At 43.0% G+C, this 18,900-nt stretch carries 15 protein-coding genes and 1 pseudogene; 12 read left to right on the top strand and 4 right to left on the bottom strand.

Annotated features, from left to right (window positions below; genetic code table 11):
• The first annotated feature begins 99 nt into the window (after positions 1 to 99).
• The 5 genes from DABAL43B_RS06580 to DABAL43B_RS06600 are packed head-to-tail and all read left to right on the top strand — an operon-like array spanning position 100 to position 5,682.
• Entirely contained in the window at positions 100 to 3,948 is a 3,849-nt protein-coding gene (locus DABAL43B_RS06580; protein WP_079691630.1) for a tape measure protein, read from the top strand.
• 44 nt (positions 3,949 to 3,992) lie between these two features.
• A complete protein-coding gene (locus DABAL43B_RS06585; protein WP_079691631.1) occupies positions 3,993 to 4,460 on the top strand; it encodes a hypothetical protein in 468 nt (155 codons plus the stop codon).
• Positions 4,457 to 4,792, top strand: a complete 336-nt coding sequence (locus DABAL43B_RS06590) for a hypothetical protein (protein WP_079691632.1) — start codon at positions 4,457 to 4,459, stop codon at positions 4,790 to 4,792. The genes DABAL43B_RS06585 and DABAL43B_RS06590 overlap by 4 nt, the downstream gene beginning before the upstream one ends.
• A 54-nt stretch (positions 4,793 to 4,846) precedes the next feature.
• A complete protein-coding gene (locus DABAL43B_RS06595) occupies positions 4,847 to 5,050 on the top strand; it encodes a hypothetical protein (protein WP_079691633.1) in 204 nt (67 codons plus the stop codon).
• The gene (locus tag DABAL43B_RS06600; protein WP_227516751.1) at positions 5,047 to 5,682 is read left to right on the top strand and encodes a lysozyme; all 636 of its coding nucleotides are present in this window, start codon (positions 5,047 to 5,049) and stop codon (positions 5,680 to 5,682) included. Before DABAL43B_RS06595 ends, DABAL43B_RS06600 begins: the two co-directional genes overlap by 4 nt.
• 104 nt (positions 5,683 to 5,786) lie before the next feature.
• Here the strand turns inward: DABAL43B_RS06600 and DABAL43B_RS06605 are convergent, their stop codons facing one another.
• Positions 5,787 to 7,028 carry a tyrosine-type recombinase/integrase gene (locus DABAL43B_RS06605; protein ID WP_079691634.1) on the bottom strand — a complete coding sequence of 414 codons (1,242 nt, stop codon included), beginning with the start codon at positions 7,026 to 7,028 and terminating at the stop codon, positions 5,787 to 5,789.
• Between the two features lie 353 nt (positions 7,029 to 7,381).
• On the opposite strand from DABAL43B_RS06605, the gene DABAL43B_RS06610 reads away from it, so the two are divergent.
• The 6 genes from DABAL43B_RS06610 (at position 7,382) to radA (ending at position 12,893) form a co-directional block, all read left to right on the top strand.
• On the top strand, positions 7,382 to 8,374 hold the full coding sequence (locus DABAL43B_RS06610) for a KpsF/GutQ family sugar-phosphate isomerase (RefSeq protein ID WP_079691635.1): 993 nt from the start codon (positions 7,382 to 7,384) through the stop codon (positions 8,372 to 8,374).
• Between the two features lie 38 nt (positions 8,375 to 8,412).
• The gene (locus DABAL43B_RS06615; protein WP_079691636.1) at positions 8,413 to 8,979 is read left to right on the top strand and encodes a KdsC family phosphatase; all 567 of its coding nucleotides are present in this window, start codon (positions 8,413 to 8,415) and stop codon (positions 8,977 to 8,979) included.
• Entirely contained in the window at positions 8,976 to 9,560 is a 585-nt protein-coding gene (lptC, locus tag DABAL43B_RS06620) for an LPS export ABC transporter periplasmic protein LptC (protein WP_079691637.1), read from the top strand. The genes DABAL43B_RS06615 and lptC overlap by 4 nt, the downstream gene beginning before the upstream one ends.
• A gap of 174 nt (positions 9,561 to 9,734) precedes the next feature.
• On the top strand, positions 9,735 to 10,304 hold the full coding sequence (lptA, locus tag DABAL43B_RS06625) for a lipopolysaccharide transport periplasmic protein LptA (protein ID WP_079691638.1): 570 nt from the start codon (positions 9,735 to 9,737) through the stop codon (positions 10,302 to 10,304).
• A 115-nt stretch (positions 10,305 to 10,419) separates the two neighbouring features.
• Complete coding sequence (gene lptB, locus DABAL43B_RS06630; protein WP_079691639.1) at positions 10,420 to 11,199, top strand: LPS export ABC transporter ATP-binding protein; 780 nt, start codon at positions 10,420 to 10,422, stop codon at positions 11,197 to 11,199.
• A gap of 248 nt (positions 11,200 to 11,447) precedes the next feature.
• Positions 11,448 to 12,893, top strand: coding sequence for a DNA repair protein RadA (gene radA, locus DABAL43B_RS06635; protein WP_079691640.1), 1,446 nt, complete (start codon positions 11,448 to 11,450; stop codon positions 12,891 to 12,893).
• A gap of 296 nt (positions 12,894 to 13,189) precedes the next feature.
• Here the strand turns inward: radA and DABAL43B_RS14560 are convergent.
• A pseudogene (locus DABAL43B_RS14560) lies at positions 13,190 to 13,537 on the bottom strand (septal ring lytic transglycosylase RlpA family protein); the annotation flags it as partial.
• A 1,293-nt stretch (positions 13,538 to 14,830) separates the two neighbouring features.
• Positions 14,831 to 15,973 carry a rod shape-determining protein RodA gene (gene rodA, locus DABAL43B_RS06645; protein ID WP_079691642.1) on the bottom strand — a complete coding sequence of 381 codons (1,143 nt, stop codon included), beginning with the start codon at positions 15,971 to 15,973 and terminating at the stop codon, positions 14,831 to 14,833.
• A 260-nt stretch (positions 15,974 to 16,233) separates the two neighbouring features.
• Between rodA and DABAL43B_RS06650 the strand changes: the two genes are divergently transcribed.
• Complete coding sequence (locus DABAL43B_RS06650; protein ID WP_079691643.1) at positions 16,234 to 17,196, top strand: D-Ala-D-Ala carboxypeptidase family metallohydrolase; 963 nt, start codon at positions 16,234 to 16,236, stop codon at positions 17,194 to 17,196.
• Between the two features lie 88 nt (positions 17,197 to 17,284).
• Here the strand turns inward: DABAL43B_RS06650 and DABAL43B_RS06655 are convergent, their stop codons facing one another.
• Entirely contained in the window at positions 17,285 to 18,832 is a 1,548-nt protein-coding gene (locus DABAL43B_RS06655) for a M16 family metallopeptidase (RefSeq protein WP_079691644.1), read from the bottom strand.
• Positions 18,833 to 18,900: the final 68 nt, after the last annotated feature.

Below are 18,900 nucleotides of genomic sequence, written 5' to 3' on the forward strand. Positions count from 1 at the left end.
ACGCTGTCCGTTATACGTCCCAACCAATGAAAATACAAACAGACCAACCAAACCACCTTAACTGGTGGTTTTTTTATGTCCAAAATTTGAGGTAATCCAATGGCAGGTGATTTAGATTTTAGCGTACAGTTACGGCTATTGAATGACCAGTTTAATAACGGCATCAATGAGGCGCGTGACAAGTTTACGCAATACGCGCAATCAGTGCAGCGTAACGTCCAGCAAATGAATACCGATACTGAGCGAGCCACTACGATGCTTGCGGGGCTTGGTAACGTCAGCTCGGACAGACTAACGGCTGAGATCCGTGCAACGGCTGACCAGCTACGCCAAATGGGAGCAGGTGCTAACTTATCAGGTGAGCAAGTTGAGGCGGCAATGCAAGCGTCTGCTTTACAGGTGACGCGATTAGGCCGTCAATTAGACGTAGCTAGACAAGAGGCGGTACGATTAAGTCAAACAGGCGCATCCCCTCAAGAAGTAGAGCAAGCAACAGCCAACGTCAACCGCTTAGAGCAAGAGCTGGGGCAAGCCCGAAGCGCAAGTGTCAGCCTCGCTAATGAGCTGTCAGGTGCAATGAATCGCGCATCTAATACGGCTGATAATGCGCGTAACTCTATTTACCGAATCACCAATATTCGAGTGCCTGAAACAATACGCGGTGAGATTGACCAGATAAGCCGATCATTGGTTGATTTTCAGAATAACAGTGGTCGTCCTGCTGCTGAGATTGACCGAGTAACGCGAGCAGCGCAAGAGCAAATAAGACGGCTTGAGCAAGAATTAAGAGGTGCTGATGATACACTTAATCGTACTGAGCGCAGCACAAACAATCTTGGCGGTGGTGTTAATAAACTAAGAAGCGCGTTTGGAAGCTTGCAAGGGTTATTAGCGGCAGCCGGTCTTGGCATTGGCGTATCTGAGATTATCGCGGTATCAGATGCTTTTATTAGTTTAGAGGCAAAAATAAAACTTGCCACCGGTGAGGGCGCAAACTTTGTAAACGGCTTTAATGGCGTTAAGCAAATTGCGGCTGATACTTTTAGTAGTGTAGAGAATACAGGCGAATTGTTCGCACGTATTACGCAAGCGTCCGAAGCATTAGGATTGGCACAGAAAGACGTATTAAGTATTACGCAGACCATCAACCAAGCAATCAAGCTGTCCGGCGGCAGTGCTGCCAGTGCTGATGCTGCAATCACTCAGTTAATTCAGGGCTTACAATCAGGTGTTGTTCGTGGTGACGAATTTAACTCAATCATGGAGCAGTCGCCACGTTTAGCACTGGCAATGGCTGACGGCTTGGGCGTAACTCGTGGTGAGCTACGGGCTATGGCAATGGACGGCAAGCTAACCTCTGAAACTGTTATTAATGCGGTACGCTCGCAAGGTGAGGCCATTGCATCTGAGTTTACAACATTACCCGAAACCGTCGGTAATGCTGTTCAGACCATGAAAAACAGCTTGTTTGTATTCATTGGCGGCATGAATGAATCGGTCAATCAATCAGGTCGATTAGCTGAAGCTATCAACTATATAAGCAGTGCGTTTGATAATATCGACCCTACGACGATGGCGACCATTGAAAAAACCTTTGATTCGATACTGACGACGGCAGGTGCATTATTTACTACCATTAAAGACTTATATACCTCGCTTAGTGATATTGGCAGCGCATTCGGTGTTTTTGTCAAAGGAGGTGAACAGGTAGGATTTTTAACGAGTGTAATGCAGTCACTAAACTTTTCGCTTGGCGTTGTTAGCGATGGATTAAAAGGCATATCAATCCTTGCTGACAGTATGTTTGGCACTATCTTGATTTTAGCCGGTGGTGTTGTTTCTACCATCGAGAAAATGAAAGGCCAAAGCTCAGAGTTATCAGACGAGCTATTTAGACAGGCGACTGAGCTGCATGAACGCGCAGACGCTAAGGTTATGGAGTTTGAGTCTAGCACCAAAAGCGCATGGGCTGAGATGAGCAAGACAGCCAAGGATAGGCTTAATGAAACTTTAGCAGATACCGAAAAAACTTATGATGAAATGGTTGCTAAAGGCGGTCATTCAGCCGAGGCGATGGAAGAGCAGTATATCAAAGTCGCAATGGCTAAAATTGCTGCTAATAACATGATGATTACTGACGACCTGCGCTTAGGGTTAGCAGCTCAGGATTTGCAAGCAAGCATATCTGAAACAGGTGAGGTTATTATCGAATCATCAAAAGGCGCTCGGGCTGCTTATGATGGTTTAGGTCAGAGCTTTGCAGAGATTGCATTAAAAGCGGTAGAGACTGGATCAACAATGCAAGAAGCGCTGGCTGACGCTGTGCCCAAGGCGCAAACCATCGGTGCTGTTGATGACATTATTAATTCTCTTAGCGCATTAAGTAGTCAGGGTAAAATCACAGGTGAAGAGTTAGCCAGTGGCATCAATATGGCTAACGAACGCTATAAGGAGATTGAAGAAAACTTTGCGCGATATGCCGCTAAGAGCATTGCTGATAATGATGGTATTGTCACAAGCGAGCTTGAGAAGGCTGCAGCGTTGCAAGGCTTAGCGGTACAAGCGACTGAAACTGGTAATGTGTTAGTCACGCAACTTGATAGGTCAACCATAGCAAGTACGCGCACCAAAGAGCAGATTGACGAGTTAGCAGGTAGTGTCGGTGTCGGTTTATCCAAAGAGTTTGTAAAGTCTAGTGAGGGATTGAAAGAGCTGATTGACGGCTTTGATGATTTAAAAGACGCTGGATATGATGCGGGTGACGCGCTAGTCGGTACGCTTACGAATATGACCAATAAGGCTAGTAATACGGCTGAGCTTGATTATGTTATTGAGCAGTGGCACATGCTTGGCAAAGAGGGGAAGCTGACCGGTCAAGAGCTTGCTGACGGTCTTGATTTATCGCGCACCAAACTTGACGAGCTGACAGATGGCATTAACTCAGTCGCAGAAGCTTACGGCGTATTAGGGTTAAAAACCCGTGAGGAATTGGCAAAACAAGCGGGTGCATTTACCGAGGCTTTCGATATTGTTAAAAAAGACGGTCAAGCCACAGCGCAGCAAATGGAGGAGGTCTTTGAGAAAACAGCTAAAGCAAATATTGCGGCAAATAAAGGCGTCATCGATGCCGTATCAAGAAGAATGGCTGCTGAGCGCGGTGTAACGATTGCAGTTGATGAGCAAGGTCGCGTCACGTTTGAAAAGATGGGTCAAGCAACTAAAGCAAACGATAACGTCACAACGTCGGTCGGTCGTATTAAAACAGCTTATGACGGCATAGCATCGAGCGCAGGTGTCGCAGGCCAAGCAATGGTCAGTGCCGCTAACCAAGCTGCATCGGCTTACGACAAGCTGCAAGCTAAAATCAAAGGCGTTAAGGAAGCGATGGAACTTAAAAACGCTGATGAAACGCTTAAAAACTTGCGGGTTTATGGCACTGAGAAAGCACCAAGCGAAGGTAATCAGTTTGGATCAAAGCTGTCTGTTGAGAACTTCTTAAAATCGGCAGGATTATCAGCAGAACGTGCCGCAGAGGAAGCTCGCAAACTTTACGCAAAGCAAGGCACAAGTGATGGTGCTCTTAACGTCGGTAAGCTGCAAGGCTTTAAGGACGGTCAAGTAATGACAGCGGCTGACATTGAGAAGTTTAAAACAGCGTCAGTCTATCTTGCTGAGATTGCGAGTCGTGCGCGTGACGATGAAGCAAGACGCAGTAAATATGAGTCAAGCCTTAATAAGCTACCTGATTCAGCATTACAAGCTGTTGGCAATCTAAGTAGGCAGCCTAATTTTGATACGGGCAATAATACTACTGGCGGCAAGAGTTATAACGTCAAGTTTACGCTTGGTGGTATAACAGCAAATGCAAGTGTGCCGGAATCTCAAGCGGGTATGTTTGAACGCATGATGCAAGAATTACAAGACAGTAAAGCAATCGCAGGTTACTAGCCACTCAATGAGTGGTTTTTTTATTGAAAAAATTAGGGGGCTAGATGAAGATTAAAATAAAGCTGCGTTGGCTATGGTTGATATGTACGGCATTAATTGCCATGTGCTATCCACTGTCGGTACAAGCGGCAACACTGGTACAAAAAAGCGACCTATCAGCTCCATTTATATTCTCATGGCTTGGCGTTTGGGTGTTCAGTGGTGCAGGTGGATTAGGTGCGTCATTTATCGTTGTTGATGATATAGATGCAAAACTACGGCATCCAGTTATCGCAAAGTTTGTTATCGGTTTGTTTTGGGGTGTTGGTATCTGCTTATTGATAGATGCTCTCACAGGTACACCACAAGGCGCGTTGACATTTTTTGCATTAGCTGTGTCCAGTTTTGCAACACCGTCAACAGCGGGCGCTATGGTATGGCTGAGCAATCAAAAGCGTATTAATAAGGCACTTGATAAGGGCTTTAAGATGAAAACAGGTATTGATTTATCTGATACGGAGGATGACAAGTGATTCCTATAAATTATGATTTTGTGATTAGTTTAATGTGCGCAGGTGCAGGACTTTGGATGCTTTTTCATATCGGCGCTTTTAGCAAAAAAAAGTACACGCCCACATTATCTAGCATTGCGGTATTCGTGGGCTTGATAGGCTGGTCGATAATTACACTGGTGTCATTAAGTGCTATCGCTGAAAGTCCGCCGTGGATGGGTACGACTGGCTGGAAAGGCACATGGGGTTACACAGCGAGTCGAATGTTTTTAGCTATCATGTGGATATTAATGCTATTGCATATCGAGTGCTATTCTCCAAGATGTAAGTATGACGTAGTCGCCAAGCTGTAATAAATATAATTAAATATCGCCCCTTTTTTTGGGGCTTTTTTTGGAGTGAAATAAATGAAATTATTTAAAGAAAACACGGCAACAATGGTCACGCCATTAACCCGCTATGCACTGATTGCAGTTGCAGGTGGCTTAATCAGCAAGGGTTATATCACGGCTGAACAGATCGACATTATAGCTGGGGCTATCGTATCGCTAGGCACAATTGCATGGCTTGCGATTGTTAAAAATAAGCAGAAAGAAGGTGGTGAGGTATGAAAGATAGTGATTTTTTTAGCTGGGTGCGAGACAATCAAGAGTCTAAGCAATTATCACAAATGCAAGTTGATGGCGCAAAAAACGTGCTTAGAGTGGTCAAAGCAGACGCACTGCAATCTTTTGTCGCAGCATTAACAGGTTGGAAGGTTGACGGTAGCAGCGTAGATGACAAGGCTGATACGTTAGATCGCGTTATGTCACAAAAAGGTATTGAGCATCTAAAGTTAAGCGAAGGCTTGCGACTAAAAGCATATCAAGACACTGGTAAAGTTTGGACTATTGGTTACGGGCATACATCGGCGGCTGGCGGCTTAAAGGTCTATCAAGGTTTAGCTATTACGCATGGGCAAGCTGAGCAACTGCTAAAAGACGACTTGGAGCGTATGACTTATCCAGTAATCAAGCGATTGGTCAAAGTTGATTTAACGCAAGGTCAGTTTGATGCGCTATGCTCGTTTATTTACAATCTTGGTGAGGGTCAAGTCAGTACATCAACATTACTCAAACTACTAAATAAAGGTGACTATAAAGGCGCGTCTAATCAATTTGGGCGGTGGATTTATGATAACGGTAAAAAGTTTGGCGGTTTGGTGACTCGTAGGGAAGACGAGAAAGAACTTTTTAATTCTTAGCATTCAAAGACGTTTATACACCTATAGCGATGCTCAGATGTGAGCATCGCTTTTTTATTTGCCAAAAATTTGGTTCCCTCATCAATGAGGGTAGCAGATTTGGTCTAAGCGCGTCTAAGTTGGTCTAAATAATCAGCCCACTTTTGCATGATGATAGCTCGCTCTTTTTGCATTGTCACACGGTTATAAGCCCTGCCGTTAGCATCTCGCACGTTATGACCAAGCTGTAATTCGATAAGCGTTTCTGATACCGATAATTGCTCAACCATCATCGTTCTAGCAGACGCACGAAAACCATGTGGCGTGTGAATACCCTCGTAGCCAATACTATTTAAAAAGTTATTAAGTTGTTGTCTGTGCTCAAACTTATCTTTACGTCTTTTGTTGTAAAACACGTATGGCGTGTGGCGCGTATCGACGTGTAAGGCGCGTAGTAGCTCGATAGCTTGCGTAGGTAATGGCACTACTAGACTGCTCACCATATCAGCTCTACTGCCTGTTTTCGTTGGATTAAAAACCCATGTCTTAGCATCAAAGTCGATACTATCCCAACGCATTGAGCACATATCTTGATTGCGCTGAAATAACATAGCTTGCAGTTTTATTATATTCTGAGCATGTCCGTAAAAATCAGTCACATTGTCGATATCACGTAGCAATTGACCAAATGCGACCGGCTCAATAATGGCGCTGTGATGCTTGGTTTTTGGTGTTGGCAATAGTAAGTCAGACACAGCGATAGCAGGATTATTGACGACATAACCTTGTCCGATAGCTTGAGCAAATACCTGCTGACAAACACCCCTTACACGTTTGGCGGTTGGTATCGCTTTACGCTCAATAGCTCTAATAGCCCGCAATACGTCAGGTGTGTTGATACTATCTATTGCTATGCGTCCGATATGTACGTTTGCATAATCTACCTGCCGTTGCTTCTCTCTAATAGTCTTATCTTCAAACTGACCTGACGCTGCCTGACTATCTAACCATTCAGCCGCCATTTCTGCAAACGTTGGCATAGTGCGCCTTTTGTTTTGCATATCTCTGTGGTGCAAAATTGGATCAATATCCTGACTAATCAAAACTAAATTATCACGATACATATCACGGGCTTGTTCAAGTGTTAAAATAGGATAGGTGCCAAGCGTAAAGTTTTTACGTTTGCCAGTGATAGGGCTGGTAAATCTATGCCTAAACGTAGTAGTCTTATTGTCCCTGATATAAAGGTTAAGACCTTTGTAGCCTTGAATGGCATAAACATCGTCACCATTATCATGGTCTTTGATGGACTGCTTAATTTGCGAGTCAGTTTTGATGCCAGTTTCTTTTAATTTTTGGTTAGTCACTTGATTACCATTTGATTACCATTTGATTACCTTTTAATACAAGAAACTTTGACCTACTTTGATTAACTTTGCAATCTATATTTCACACCAAGCTATACAGTGTCTAAAAACTAAAGGTTATCTATGTTTATCAAAGTGCATCAATAACACTGACTATTATAGTGGGTTTTTTTTGTATAGATAAACGTCTCATAATTTATTGATGGTACAGCTATGGGCATAGTTTGAGACAATGTTATAAATATTGAGTACAGTTACTAATATTGAGTATGGTTATTAATATTGACCATAGTATAGTAAAATGCTTGTTTGATTTATTGTAAATATACAGCCACTAAATGTAGAGCCACTGTATGAATAATCCCGAACGCAATCTAACCCATGAGCAATTCATTAATACCGCTATTGAGGCTATTAAGACCGAACAGGCGGCACTAGCATTACTGATAGAGCAGATCGATGATAGATTTGCACAGGCTTGCGATATTATTTTAGCCTGTCAGGGTCGAGTGGTCGTCACAGGTATGGGTAAGTCGGGGCTGATTGGGCGTAAGATAGCCGCAACGTTTGCCTCTACTGGTACGCCATCGTTTTTTATGCATCCCGGTGAAGCAGGACATGGCGACCTAGGTATGTTGGTAAAAGGCGATGTTCTGCTTGCTATCTCCAACTCTGGGGAGTCGGACGAGATTAAAATGCTACTGCCAGTGGTCAAACACCTAAATATTCCACTGATTAGTATTAGTCGAGATAAGCGCGGTATGCTGCCTCATGCAGCGGATATCATACTGACACTGGGCAAATCGCAGGAGGCCTGTCCGCTCAACCTTGCACCGACCTCAAGTACCACGGCTACCTTAGCGTTAGGCGATGCTTTGGCAGTTGCCTTGGTACATGCGCGCAATTTTACCTCAGAAGATTTTGCTTTATCGCATCCTGCTGGTGCATTAGGGCGTCAGCTACTGACGCGAGTAGAAGATTTGATGCATACCAAGTCAGAAAACTTGCCGCTTATCAATCAGCAAGCGCCATTACAAGAAGCCCTTTTTATTATGTCTGCTGGGCGTTTAGGCATGACGGTCGTCACTGATGATGATAAAAAGGTTGTCGGTATCTTTACAGATGGTGACTTAAGGCGAGGTCTAGAAAAAGGCATTGATTTACAGACACCGATGCGCGAGCTCATGGTGAGTAATCCACGCCGCATCAGTAGAACGATGCGTGCCTCAGATGCGCTGAGTGTGATGAATGAAAATGCTATTAGCCAGCTGCTGATTATTGATGATGAGCAGCATCTAGAAGCCGTTATTACGGTACATGATTTATTACAAGCCGGTGTAAAGTAAGTGTTATATTAAAAAAAGCCTTTAATAAGAGATAACTGATGCAAGACTTAATAAAAAAAGCCGGACAAGTAAAGTTATTAGTCATGGATGTTGATGGTATTTTGTCAAACGGTCAAATTATTTATGATGCCAATGGTATTGAGACCAAAGCTTTTTCAGTACATGATGGCGTGGGCGTTAAATCGTTAGCACGTTATGGTATTTTGACGGCAATTATTACGGGTCGTAGTAGTCCGATGGTAGACAAGCGCGCAGCTGAGATGGGTGTGAACTATGTTGTACAAGGTCGTGATGATAAGCTAGTCGCATTCAATGAGCTGTTAGCAAGCATTGATCCCACGCTCAATATCACTGCTGCCGATTGCGCTTATATGGGTGATGACTTGCCTGATATTAAAGCGATGCAAACGGTAGGATTTGCTGCCACAGTGCCTAATGCCCATGCGGAGGTCATCAATCGTAGTGATATGGTCACGACTCGCGCCGGTGGTACGGGCGCAGTACGTGAAGTATGTGATCTCATTCTAAAGGGTCATGGACATTATCAAAACTTTATCGCCCACTATACGCTTGATGAAGCAAAAACTCAGGATAACTTGTCGTGAATACTCGTGTTTTAATAGTCATTGCGTTGATTATCGCTGGTATTGCGGGCTGGTTTTTTCAGCAGCAAGGAGAGATAACGCCACCGGTAAATCTTGAAACATCTGATGTCGATTATGAAGCGACAGATATTAAGGCGGTACAAACGAACGAGAAAGGTGAAACGGAGTACGAGCTCAGTGCTGAATCGTTGACGCATAATCCGGTAACCAACAAGGATGAGATGAAAGGCATCACTATGAATTGGGAGCCTTCAGATGAGCAGCGCTATCGTATCGAAGCAGGTAGTGCTGCTATCAGTCAGCAGACAGGGGAGCTTAGCTTATCGGGTGGTTTTTCTTTAGTCAGCGAAGATAAGGCAGGCAAATCTGATATTGAACCGATTAAAGTAACCGGAGCCACATTGAAGGGCAATACTAAGTCGGGTCAAGTCTATAGTGATGAAGCGGTCAAAGTTGAACAAGGTATGAACCGGTTTGAAGCATCAAGTATGAAAGCCAACCTTGAGACAGGGGAGTATGAGTTTGGTCAAGTGGCAGTCTCTTTTACGCCCGCTGAACGTCAAGACAAAGCCTTGTTTTAACCAGCGCATTATTTTAATTATTGCACTATATTAATAACTACTATGTTAATAACTACCGTGTTGATAATTACATTGTTTTAAGCATCACTATACTGAGGTATAAACATATATTTAGCACAGCATCTAGCAGGAAGTTTGCAAACTCTACTACCCATTATAAAACGAGTAATTTTCATGAAATCTAATTTTTTGCCTACTTTACGCTTGCTATCGACTCGCTCTATTCATCTATCGCCTAGCCTGCGTACGCTGCCGATGGTGATGCTTTTAGCGCTGCCATTATATAGCCATGCATTACCATCAGATGCCAACCAGCCAATCAAACTATTAGCGGATAAAGCGACTTATAGTGAGCGTAGTGGTATTACCAGTTACTCCGGCAGTGTGGTTATTACTCAAGGTACGTTTAAGATGACGGCCGACAATATTACCGTCAACTTATCACAGGGTCGTAGTATCAACTCAGCAGTAGCGACTGGACGTCCAGCAACTATGCAGCAAGTTGTCACGCAAGAAAAAGGTGTGGCAAAAGGTCAGGCAAATAAGATTGACTATAACGCGGTCACAGGTATCGTCACGCTAACTGGTAATGCAAAATTGGTGCAAAACGGCGCAAGTTTTGCAGGTAATGTCATTCGTTATAGCCTAAAAGCCGGTGATGTGGAAGCAACTGCCGGTGGCAATCAGCGAGTAGAGCTGGTCTTTCCACCCAATAACAGCAATAGCCAAAGCGGCATACGCTAAGCCAAATAATGAGTTAAGCAACTAAATAAAAAACGACTAAACATCTAGGTGGTTAGTATCAGTGCTTACCTGCTGCCATATGATAAGTAAGTTACGAATAAGTTATGAGTAAGTTATGAATGATAATAAAAATAATGACCCGATAGCGTCAACCAGTACTTCTGAGCCTGTCGCCCGTTTATCGATGCAAAACCTAGGTAAACGCTATGGCAAACGCTGGGTTGTTAAAGATGTCTCATTCTCTGTTGAGCAAGGGCAGGTCGTAGGGCTATTGGGTCCAAACGGTGCCGGCAAAACAACCAGCTTTTATATGGTAGTAGGGCTGGTCAATATGGATAAGGGCCGTGTGACCTTGGGGAAAATGGACTTATCTAAATATGCGATGCATGAGCGTGCTCGTGCGGGTATTGGCTATTTGCCGCAAGAGGCGTCTATTTTCCGTAAATTGTCTATTGAAGACAATATTTTAGCCATCTTGCAAACTCGTAAAGAGTTGAGCGCTAGCGAGCAACGGCAAGAGCTTGAAAAATTAATCGGCGATTTTCATTTAGAACATGTGCGGAAATCTTTGGGCATGAGTGTATCAGGTGGTGAGCGTCGCCGCTGTGAGATTGCCCGTGCTTTGGCTGCTGATCCCAAATTTATCTTATTAGATGAGCCTTTTGCCGGTGTAGATCCCATCTCTGTTGGCGATATCAAAGAGGTTATTTTAGCGTTAAAAAAGCGCGGTATTGGGGTGTTAATCACTGACCATAATGTGCGTGATACCTTGGCCATTTGTGAAAAAGCATATATTGTCTCAGAGGGTGCTATCATTGCTGAGGGCACAGCACGTGAAGTCTTAGACAATGAATTGGTTAAGTCTGTCTATCTAGGTAAAGACTTTCAAGTATAAATCAATCTGTTAAATGTTTTTTCACTGACGCTGGCATAAGGTTTTTAAGTTCGCGCTCTTAGCCAGCTACTGCTATTTATCTTATATTTCAATTATTATTACCTTTAGCGTTATCCCTTCTCTAAAACACCGTCTGTCATAGCAGCGGCATGCTTATCTTAAAATTCTTCTAAAATTAACGCTCATAAAAGCGTCATTATATTCTATTTATCATTCTTACTTGAATACCTGAACAAGGCTCATACGTTATGGCAAAAAATAAATCCAGTTATGTCTGTCAAGCTTGCGGCGCTCATTTTGGTAAGTGGGCAGGGCAATGTAGCGATTGCAGCGAATGGAACACTTTAATTGAAGCGCCAAATGTCAGCATGCCGCACCATAATAAAAATACAGCAAAGCCTAATGTCGGTCGTGCAACGCCTCGCAATACAGGTAGCGCTGGTGCACCTGCTGGAAACTATTCAGGGACGCATAGTGGGGTTATGCCGCTCAATGCAGTGAGTGTGGGTTTAGATACACGTTTGCCCACAGGCATCAGTGAGTTTGATCGCGTATTGGGTGGTGGACTGGTTGCCGGTTCAGTCGTATTAATAGGGGGTGATCCTGGTATTGGTAAGTCTACCATTCTGTTGCAAACAGCTACTAATATGGCAAAAGTTGATTCACTGGCAGGAAGTGCGCTGTATGTGACTGGTGAAGAATCATTGGCACAGGTAGCCATGCGTGCGAAGCGCTTAGATTTGCCAGCTGATAGATTGCGTGTGCTCGCTGAAACCAATGTTGAGACTATCTGTGCAGCATTAACGCAAGAGCAGCCAGCGATTGCTATTATTGACTCTATTCAGACCATTTATACTGATGCCATCAATTCTGCACCAGGCGGGGTCAGTCAGATTAGAGAGTCTGCTGCGATTTTGACTCGCTATGCTAAACAAACAGGTACCGCGCTATTTTTAGTAGGGCATGTGACCAAAGAAGGCACGCTAGCAGGCCCGCGCGTGCTTGAGCATATGGTAGACACGGTTTTATATTTTGAAGGTCAGTCTGATTCACGCTTTCGAATGATACGGGCGGTAAAAAATCGATTTGGCGCAGTTAATGAGTTAGGGATTTTTGGCATGACGGATATGGGGCTGAAAGAAGTTGCCAATCCATCAGCAATCTTTTTGAGCCGTTATGACAAACCTGTTGCTGGTTCTGTGGTTATGGTTAGCCGTGAAGGCACTAGACCGTTACTAGTGGAAGTGCAAGCCTTAGTGGATGACTCTCAAGGCTCACCAAGACGTATGGCATTGGGCTTGGACTTTCAACGTTTATCCATGCTGCTGGCAGTGATGCACCGCCATGGTGGCATCCATACCAGTGGGCAAGATGTCTATGTCAACGTAGTGGGCGGTGTCAAAGTCATAGAAACAGGTTCTGATTTGGCGGTGCTACTCGCTTGTGCCTCAAGCATTAGAGAAAAAGCATTACCATCCTCATTGGCAGTGTTTGGTGAAGTAGGTCTGTCTGGTGAAATTCGTCCTGTGCCCAATGGTCAAGAACGTTTAAAAGAAGCCATGAAGCATGGCTTTAAGCACGCCATTATTCCTAAAGGCAATGCACCTGCCAAAGACTCTGCTCAGTTTAAAGGTATTAATATCATTGCGGTAGAACGTCTCGATGATGCTATTGAAAGCGCATTTGAGCTGTAGTTTATTGAGCTATAGTCTATAGTCAGTTCAAAATAAAAGCGATACGATTGTAATAACGTGCTATTGCTTGCTGTGCGCAGGCGTGACAGAGGCTGCAAAAAATTTATAGTCAATAGCACTGTATCGTTTCTAAAATCAATCAACTATATAAAAACAAGCTTTGTAAAATTAAGCCATAAAAAAGCGCCTAACTCATTATTCGTTAGGCGCTTTTTTTAAATCTAAATTTAAATCTAAAAACCTTTATACAAAACCGTTAAAGGTTTAAACCGCGAATGGTCTAAAACGTTAATGGTTTAAGAAGATGGTCCTGCAACACGCTCAATAGCGACGTTACCCACACCTTTAGCAGTAATACCAAGCTTTTTGGCAGCACCGTAGGATAAATCCATCACACGGTTGCCATGAAATGGACCACGATCGTTCACTTTTACGACGACGCTTTTACCGTTTGTCTTATTGGTTACTTTAACATAGCAGTTCAATGGCAGTGAGCGATGAGCAGCAGTTAAGCCGTTCATATCAAAGGTCTCGCCACTGGCTGTTTTGCGACCATGAAACTGGCGACCGTACCAAGAAGCTAAGCCCGTTTGTTTAAATTTGCTTACAGAATTGGATGCTACTGCCGTTAGACGCTCTAAAACGTCTTCGTCATTACTGACTTGTGCAGTATCACTGGCTAACAGTGAGCTGCTGAGCGCTAATGAAGTAGGCTGGCGTGCCGATTTGACTAAGCTTGATGCACCGTCATGTTGACGACTAAGTTCACCGAGTACACGGTCGATATGGGAGGCGTTATCTTGCGAAACCATGGCAAGAGAGGTTTTTGATTCTACAGCATTTGCATTAGAAGCGATTGCAGAGCCAGCAAATAGTACGGCTGACATGGTAAGTAAACCAGATAAACGCTTATTCATAAATACCTCTATAACTTATACCTTAGAACCTAACTCTAAAAAGTCTTAGAGGGAGCGAGATAGTGTTAGACCAACCTAACAGTACCGCAAACTCTAAAACCGATATCAATCATCTTTCTCATAATAATTGATGTTATAGCTCGGTTTTTATAAGTTCTAACGTATGGTAATTTTTAATTCATCATCATAAATGAGTATAAGGTTTTGATAACCCAGTTATGACACGCTCAAATGATGGTTAACAATCTTAATTGAAACATGCATCAACAACTAAAATCAGATACTAATATTCAATAAACAGCCTTTTTAACATTGCTAAGTTAATAAAGGGTTTCGAGAGTCTCACGTATAAGTTTGTTATTAAACCGTTAATTAAGTAGTGACTTTGAAAGTCTAAAATCTACAAGTTGCTAACTATACGGATGAGCTACAACGACAATATAATTAAATGCTAACTTTCTTAGTAGCTCTGTACGGGTTATGTATAAATGACACTAAGACGAGATTAACGCAATTAATTGTAAAAAACAAGGAATAAAACCTATTGGTATTGAGTACTAAACGCTAAATATTCAACATGGTTTATAAGAGTGGTTTTTGCGTATATTATTAATAAAATCATGTATTTATATATAAATACAGAGGGAGTAAACAGTGCTTTTTATCACAGTTTATGTAGAACTGATTACAAATAAGATTGGTGCGAGCGGGCTTATTTACTAGGATTTTTGCTCATTCTATATTTACGTATAGTTACTTAATAAATAGATTTTAAGCCGAGTACGTACGGTTATTTGTTAATCTACTCATTTTTGAAACTTGCTAGGTTGTGTTTTACTTAGGTATTTAGCGATTGCCTTACCATAGCTATTTTCACTATTTTAGATACTAAAGTAAGTTCTCAAATACTGAATTTCTTAAAAGCTAAAACTATCTTGGTATGGCTTTCAAAGGGTATAAAAAAAGAGACCATGCAATGTAAACATAGGGTCTCTTAAGTTATAAAAAAATTGGAAAATCTTAGCCAGATTTGTGAGTATGAATGGACATGAGTAAGCCGAAACCCGCCATTAAAGTGACGACGGCGGTACCACCATAGCTAATGAAAGGTAAGGGGACACCAACAACAGGTAAAATACCGCCAACCATACCGACATTGACGAATACATAAACAAAGAAGGACATGGCGATAGCGCCTGCCAATAATCGGCTGTAAGTATCAGGATGGGCGAAAGCGATATATAAAGCTCGTGTCAGTATGCAAGCATAAATAAACATTAACAGTATCACACCAAGCAAACCAAACTCTTCAGAAAAAGCGGCGATAACAAAGTCGGTATGACCTTCTGGTAAGAAGTGTAAATGAGATTGCGTACCTTCCAAATAGCCTTTACCGGTCAGACCACCGGCACCGATGGCCGTTTTGGACTGAATAATATTCCAGCCTGCGCCTTGTACATCAGCCTCAGGATTGAATAGAGTGAGTACGCGCGTACGTTGATAGTCGTGTAATAAAAAGTTCCAAGCGACAGCAATAACTGGAATTGATAACGCCACAGCGCTTGCAATGAGTCGCCACGATAGTCCTGCCAAAAACAACACAAAGATACCGCTGGCGGCGACCAGTAATGAAGTACCAAGGTCAGGCTCTTTCGCAATTAATAATACCGGTACCACGATTAACGCTAAAGTAATGGCGATACTTGATAATGAGGGCGGTAAATCGCGCTTGGATAGGAACCACGCACACATCATGGGCATACCAAGCTTCATAAATTCTGACGGCTGTACACTGCCAAATCCTGGTAGATTAATCCAGCGTTGAGCGCCCATGCGCACCTCACCAATGATGTCAACCAACACCAGTAGTATCAGGCCCAATACATAAAAGATAGGCGTAAAGGTACGATAAATACTAGGTGGTATTTGTGCCATGACAGCCATGACCGTAAATCCAACACCGTAGCTGACCATTTGCCGTATGACCATATCCGTATCTTGACCTGCCGCACTGTATAAAATCGTCAAACCAATGCAGCAAACGGTCAGTAACAGTAGGGTCAACCACGGATCGATATGAATACGCTGCCAGATTGTCGGTGTATGACCTTGACCTAAATGGTGGCTTTGACGAGAAAAACGGTATTGCGGGTTAGAAGACATAGGCAAAGTGTGACTGGCAATTGGCGTGGAAGAGAAGTGATTTTCGATAAATAAACGAGTAATCAGCGATTATAAAGCGTTTATTCGACCAGATAATAACGAATAAAGTAACTTACGAGTAATAAAGTAACGTTAATATAAAAATGTTGAGGATAAGTGTTAATAACGAATAGGTCGCTGCTGATTAGTGACGATAGTTTAGCTTGCTTGCTTAAAATTTGATAGTATCGATAAAACGTTTTTAGCGGTAGTTTCTTGTAATGATCAATATCAAAAAACAAGCTTATGGAAAAATTCATCAGCCTATTATTGCACTATTTATTTGTGCCAGCAGTATCAGTGCTCATGCCGCCATTATCAGTGACAATAGCGAGCGCCGTATTCAAATACGTCATGGCAATAGCGCTACTAACAGCAGCACGAATGCCTACATCACGCCGTCTTCTCGAGAGGCAGGCCATAGTGGTGGCGTTACTATACTAAGCGGCGGGGAAAGTGGATCAAATAGGCTAAGTGGCGATAGTATGCAAGGGCTGATCCAACAAAAACAGCGTGAGTTTGAATTTGATGCCAGCTTATCGATAGAAGAGAACAAACGTGTCAATACCAATAAACGTACGCCGAGCTATAACACCACCTATAGCACCGGTAGTAATAACTATAATGATTTTACCAGTATGGATTTTAATACTTGGTTAAATAGTAACAGCTATCGCGCTGGGCAAGTGGCAAATTATCAACGCTACCTGAACTCACGAGTAGGCGCTCGAAATGTACCACCTTTATCGCAATTGCTTACGACTGCTCGTAGTTGGGATAAATGTGGTTATGAGCCTTATCAGCTACCACCGCAAGAGCTATGGTCAAACATTGTACCGACATTACAGTTATATGGTCAGCTAAAAAACCAAGGTATTTTGCCTGCCAGCACTGAGATACGCTCGGTATATCGCAGCCCTGGATTAAATGACTGTGCTGGCGGAGCTAGTAGTAGTAAGCATATGACTGCTGGCGCGATCGATATCTGGGTACCTCAATACGAGGGTAACTCATGGCAGCTGAGCAGTATGCAAGATAGCTTATGCGAGTTTTGGCAATATCAGGGTCAGTCTCATAACTTTGGGCTAGGATTGTATTCCACCGGTGCTATTCATTTGGATACCGATGGCTATCGTAAATGGGGCTTTAATCATGCCAGTAGCGGCTCTCCTTGCCGCTATTAATAAGAACTATTCAGAGATAAAAATAAGCTCAGCCTGTAAAAATTACAGGCTGAGCTTATTTTTTGTACCGTATTGAAGGTAAAAGATACTATTTGCTCGACTTCTTATCCCAAGGGTTAACCTCGCCAACGGTGACGATTAAAAAGTCCTCAGGCTTTAATGTATCACGTAGGGTTTTATTGACTTCTGATAAGGTTACTTGTTCGATGCGATTGACATAATTACTAAGATAAGTTGTAGGTAGCTGATAAAAATTCATCATGCCGAGTAAACCATTAATCCCTGCATTACTGGCAAAACCCATCGGGAAACTGTTTTTTAGATTATCCGTCGTTAATTTCATCTCATCACTGGTGATGCCGTTTTTTAATGTATCGTCAATGACTGCTAAACTGGCATCAATCGCTGCACGTGCCTTGTCATTGCGAGTTGAAAAACCAATCTGATAAGGTCCACGTGCCAGCATTGGGTTCATAGAGCCTGAAATACCATAGGTATAACCAAGGTTTTGTCTGATTTCAGTCATCAGCCGCGCGTTAAAATCGCCCCCTGCCAACACTTCGTTCCCTACAGCAAAGTTGGTTTGCTTTTGCTGGGCTTGGGTATCAGTCGCACGCTTCTCGCCCAATTGTCCCATTAGCACAGTAGTTTGAGTGCTGGGAAACGGAATATGAATATGCTGAGCTTTTGTCAGTGGTTTTGGCTCGGGGAGGGTGGGTGCCGCTTGTCCCACTGGTAAATTGACGGTGATATCTTCAGCCAGCTTTTTGGCTTGCGCTAAAGTTAGGTTCCCTGTCATAGCAAGTGATGCATTAGCAGCGACTAAATAACGATTTTTGAAATCTATAAGATGCTTTTTTTCTATGTTAGGAACCGTGTCAAGTGTCCCAACCGATGGGTGAGCGTAAGGATGGCTGCCATATAATGCTTTGTTAAAAGCAATGCTGGCAAGACTGTTAGGGTCTTGTTTTTGCTGCTGCAAACCGACCAATAACCGTGCTTTGTTACGCGCTAAAATTTGCTCATCAAAGCTCGGTTCGGTGAGCATTTGGGTCATCAAATCGATGGCAGGTAGTAAGTGCTTATCATCAGATAAACTGCGTAAAGAGACAGTAAACATATCTTTGTAGGCGCTGCTACCTAGATTAATGCCCAAGGTTTCAACCGCGCGGGTGAACTCGTTTTCATCTAAACGCTTAGAGCCTTGTTCAAGCATCGTCGCCGTCATATTGGCGATACCAAAGCCTGTGCTCTTTATGCTGCCATCACGAGCGCTACCCGCATTAAAACGCAAATCGATATCGACAATGGGTAATGCGGTCGTAGGTACAAAAAGCACCGGCACACCGGCTTTGGTCTTAAACTGCTGAATCTTTGGTACCGTGACTTTCAAAGGTTTGGCATCATCAAGGCTGGTCAACTTAGACAAAGCAGCAATTGGCGCACTGATATCGACCGTAGATGGCTGAGTGCGGTTGTCTTCGCCAGCAGCCGTCTCTGCCTGAGCCGTTATGGTCAAAGTCGTCAGCCCTAAAAATAAACCCATACTAAAACAGGGCAGTTGCTTAAATGTTGGCTTTATTAACGACATCAAAGCGGTCTTCTTGTTAGTGTTGAGAATAATATTCTGAGTCATGTCTTTCTTCTTATTAATAGCGTTTTTAACAGTAATTTTTGTTGAGATAATCTAACAACACCTCGCCT

The organism is Psychrobacter sp. DAB_AL43B (assembly GCF_900168255.1).
GTDB lineage: Bacteria > Pseudomonadota > Gammaproteobacteria > Pseudomonadales > Moraxellaceae > Psychrobacter.

Bases quoted from the DNA above. Each gene is read 5' to 3' on its own strand.
- lptA (WP_079691638.1), top strand. From the start codon at position 9,735: ATGAAATCTAATTTTTTGCCTACTTTACGCTTGCTATCGACTCGCTCT.
- DABAL43B_RS06655 (WP_079691644.1), bottom strand. From the start codon at position 18,832: ATGACTCAGAATATTATTCTCAACACTAACAAGAAGACCGCTTTGATG.
- DABAL43B_RS06600 (WP_227516751.1), top strand. From the start codon at position 5,047: ATGAAAGATAGTGATTTTTTTAGCTGGGTGCGAGACAATCAAGAGTCT.
- radA (WP_079691640.1), top strand. From the start codon at position 11,448: ATGGCAAAAAATAAATCCAGTTATGTCTGTCAAGCTTGCGGCGCTCAT.
- DABAL43B_RS06595 (WP_079691633.1), top strand. From the start codon at position 4,847: ATGAAATTATTTAAAGAAAACACGGCAACAATGGTCACGCCATTAACC.
- lptB (WP_079691639.1), top strand. From the start codon at position 10,420: ATGAATGATAATAAAAATAATGACCCGATAGCGTCAACCAGTACTTCT.
- DABAL43B_RS06585 (WP_079691631.1), top strand. From the start codon at position 3,993: ATGAAGATTAAAATAAAGCTGCGTTGGCTATGGTTGATATGTACGGCA.
- DABAL43B_RS06610 (WP_079691635.1), top strand. From the start codon at position 7,382: ATGAATAATCCCGAACGCAATCTAACCCATGAGCAATTCATTAATACC.
- DABAL43B_RS06650 (WP_079691643.1), top strand. From the start codon at position 16,234: ATGATCAATATCAAAAAACAAGCTTATGGAAAAATTCATCAGCCTATT.
- DABAL43B_RS06580 (WP_079691630.1), top strand. From the start codon at position 100: ATGGCAGGTGATTTAGATTTTAGCGTACAGTTACGGCTATTGAATGAC.
- DABAL43B_RS06615 (WP_079691636.1), top strand. From the start codon at position 8,413: ATGCAAGACTTAATAAAAAAAGCCGGACAAGTAAAGTTATTAGTCATG.
- rodA (WP_079691642.1), bottom strand. From the start codon at position 15,973: ATGTCTTCTAACCCGCAATACCGTTTTTCTCGTCAAAGCCACCATTTA.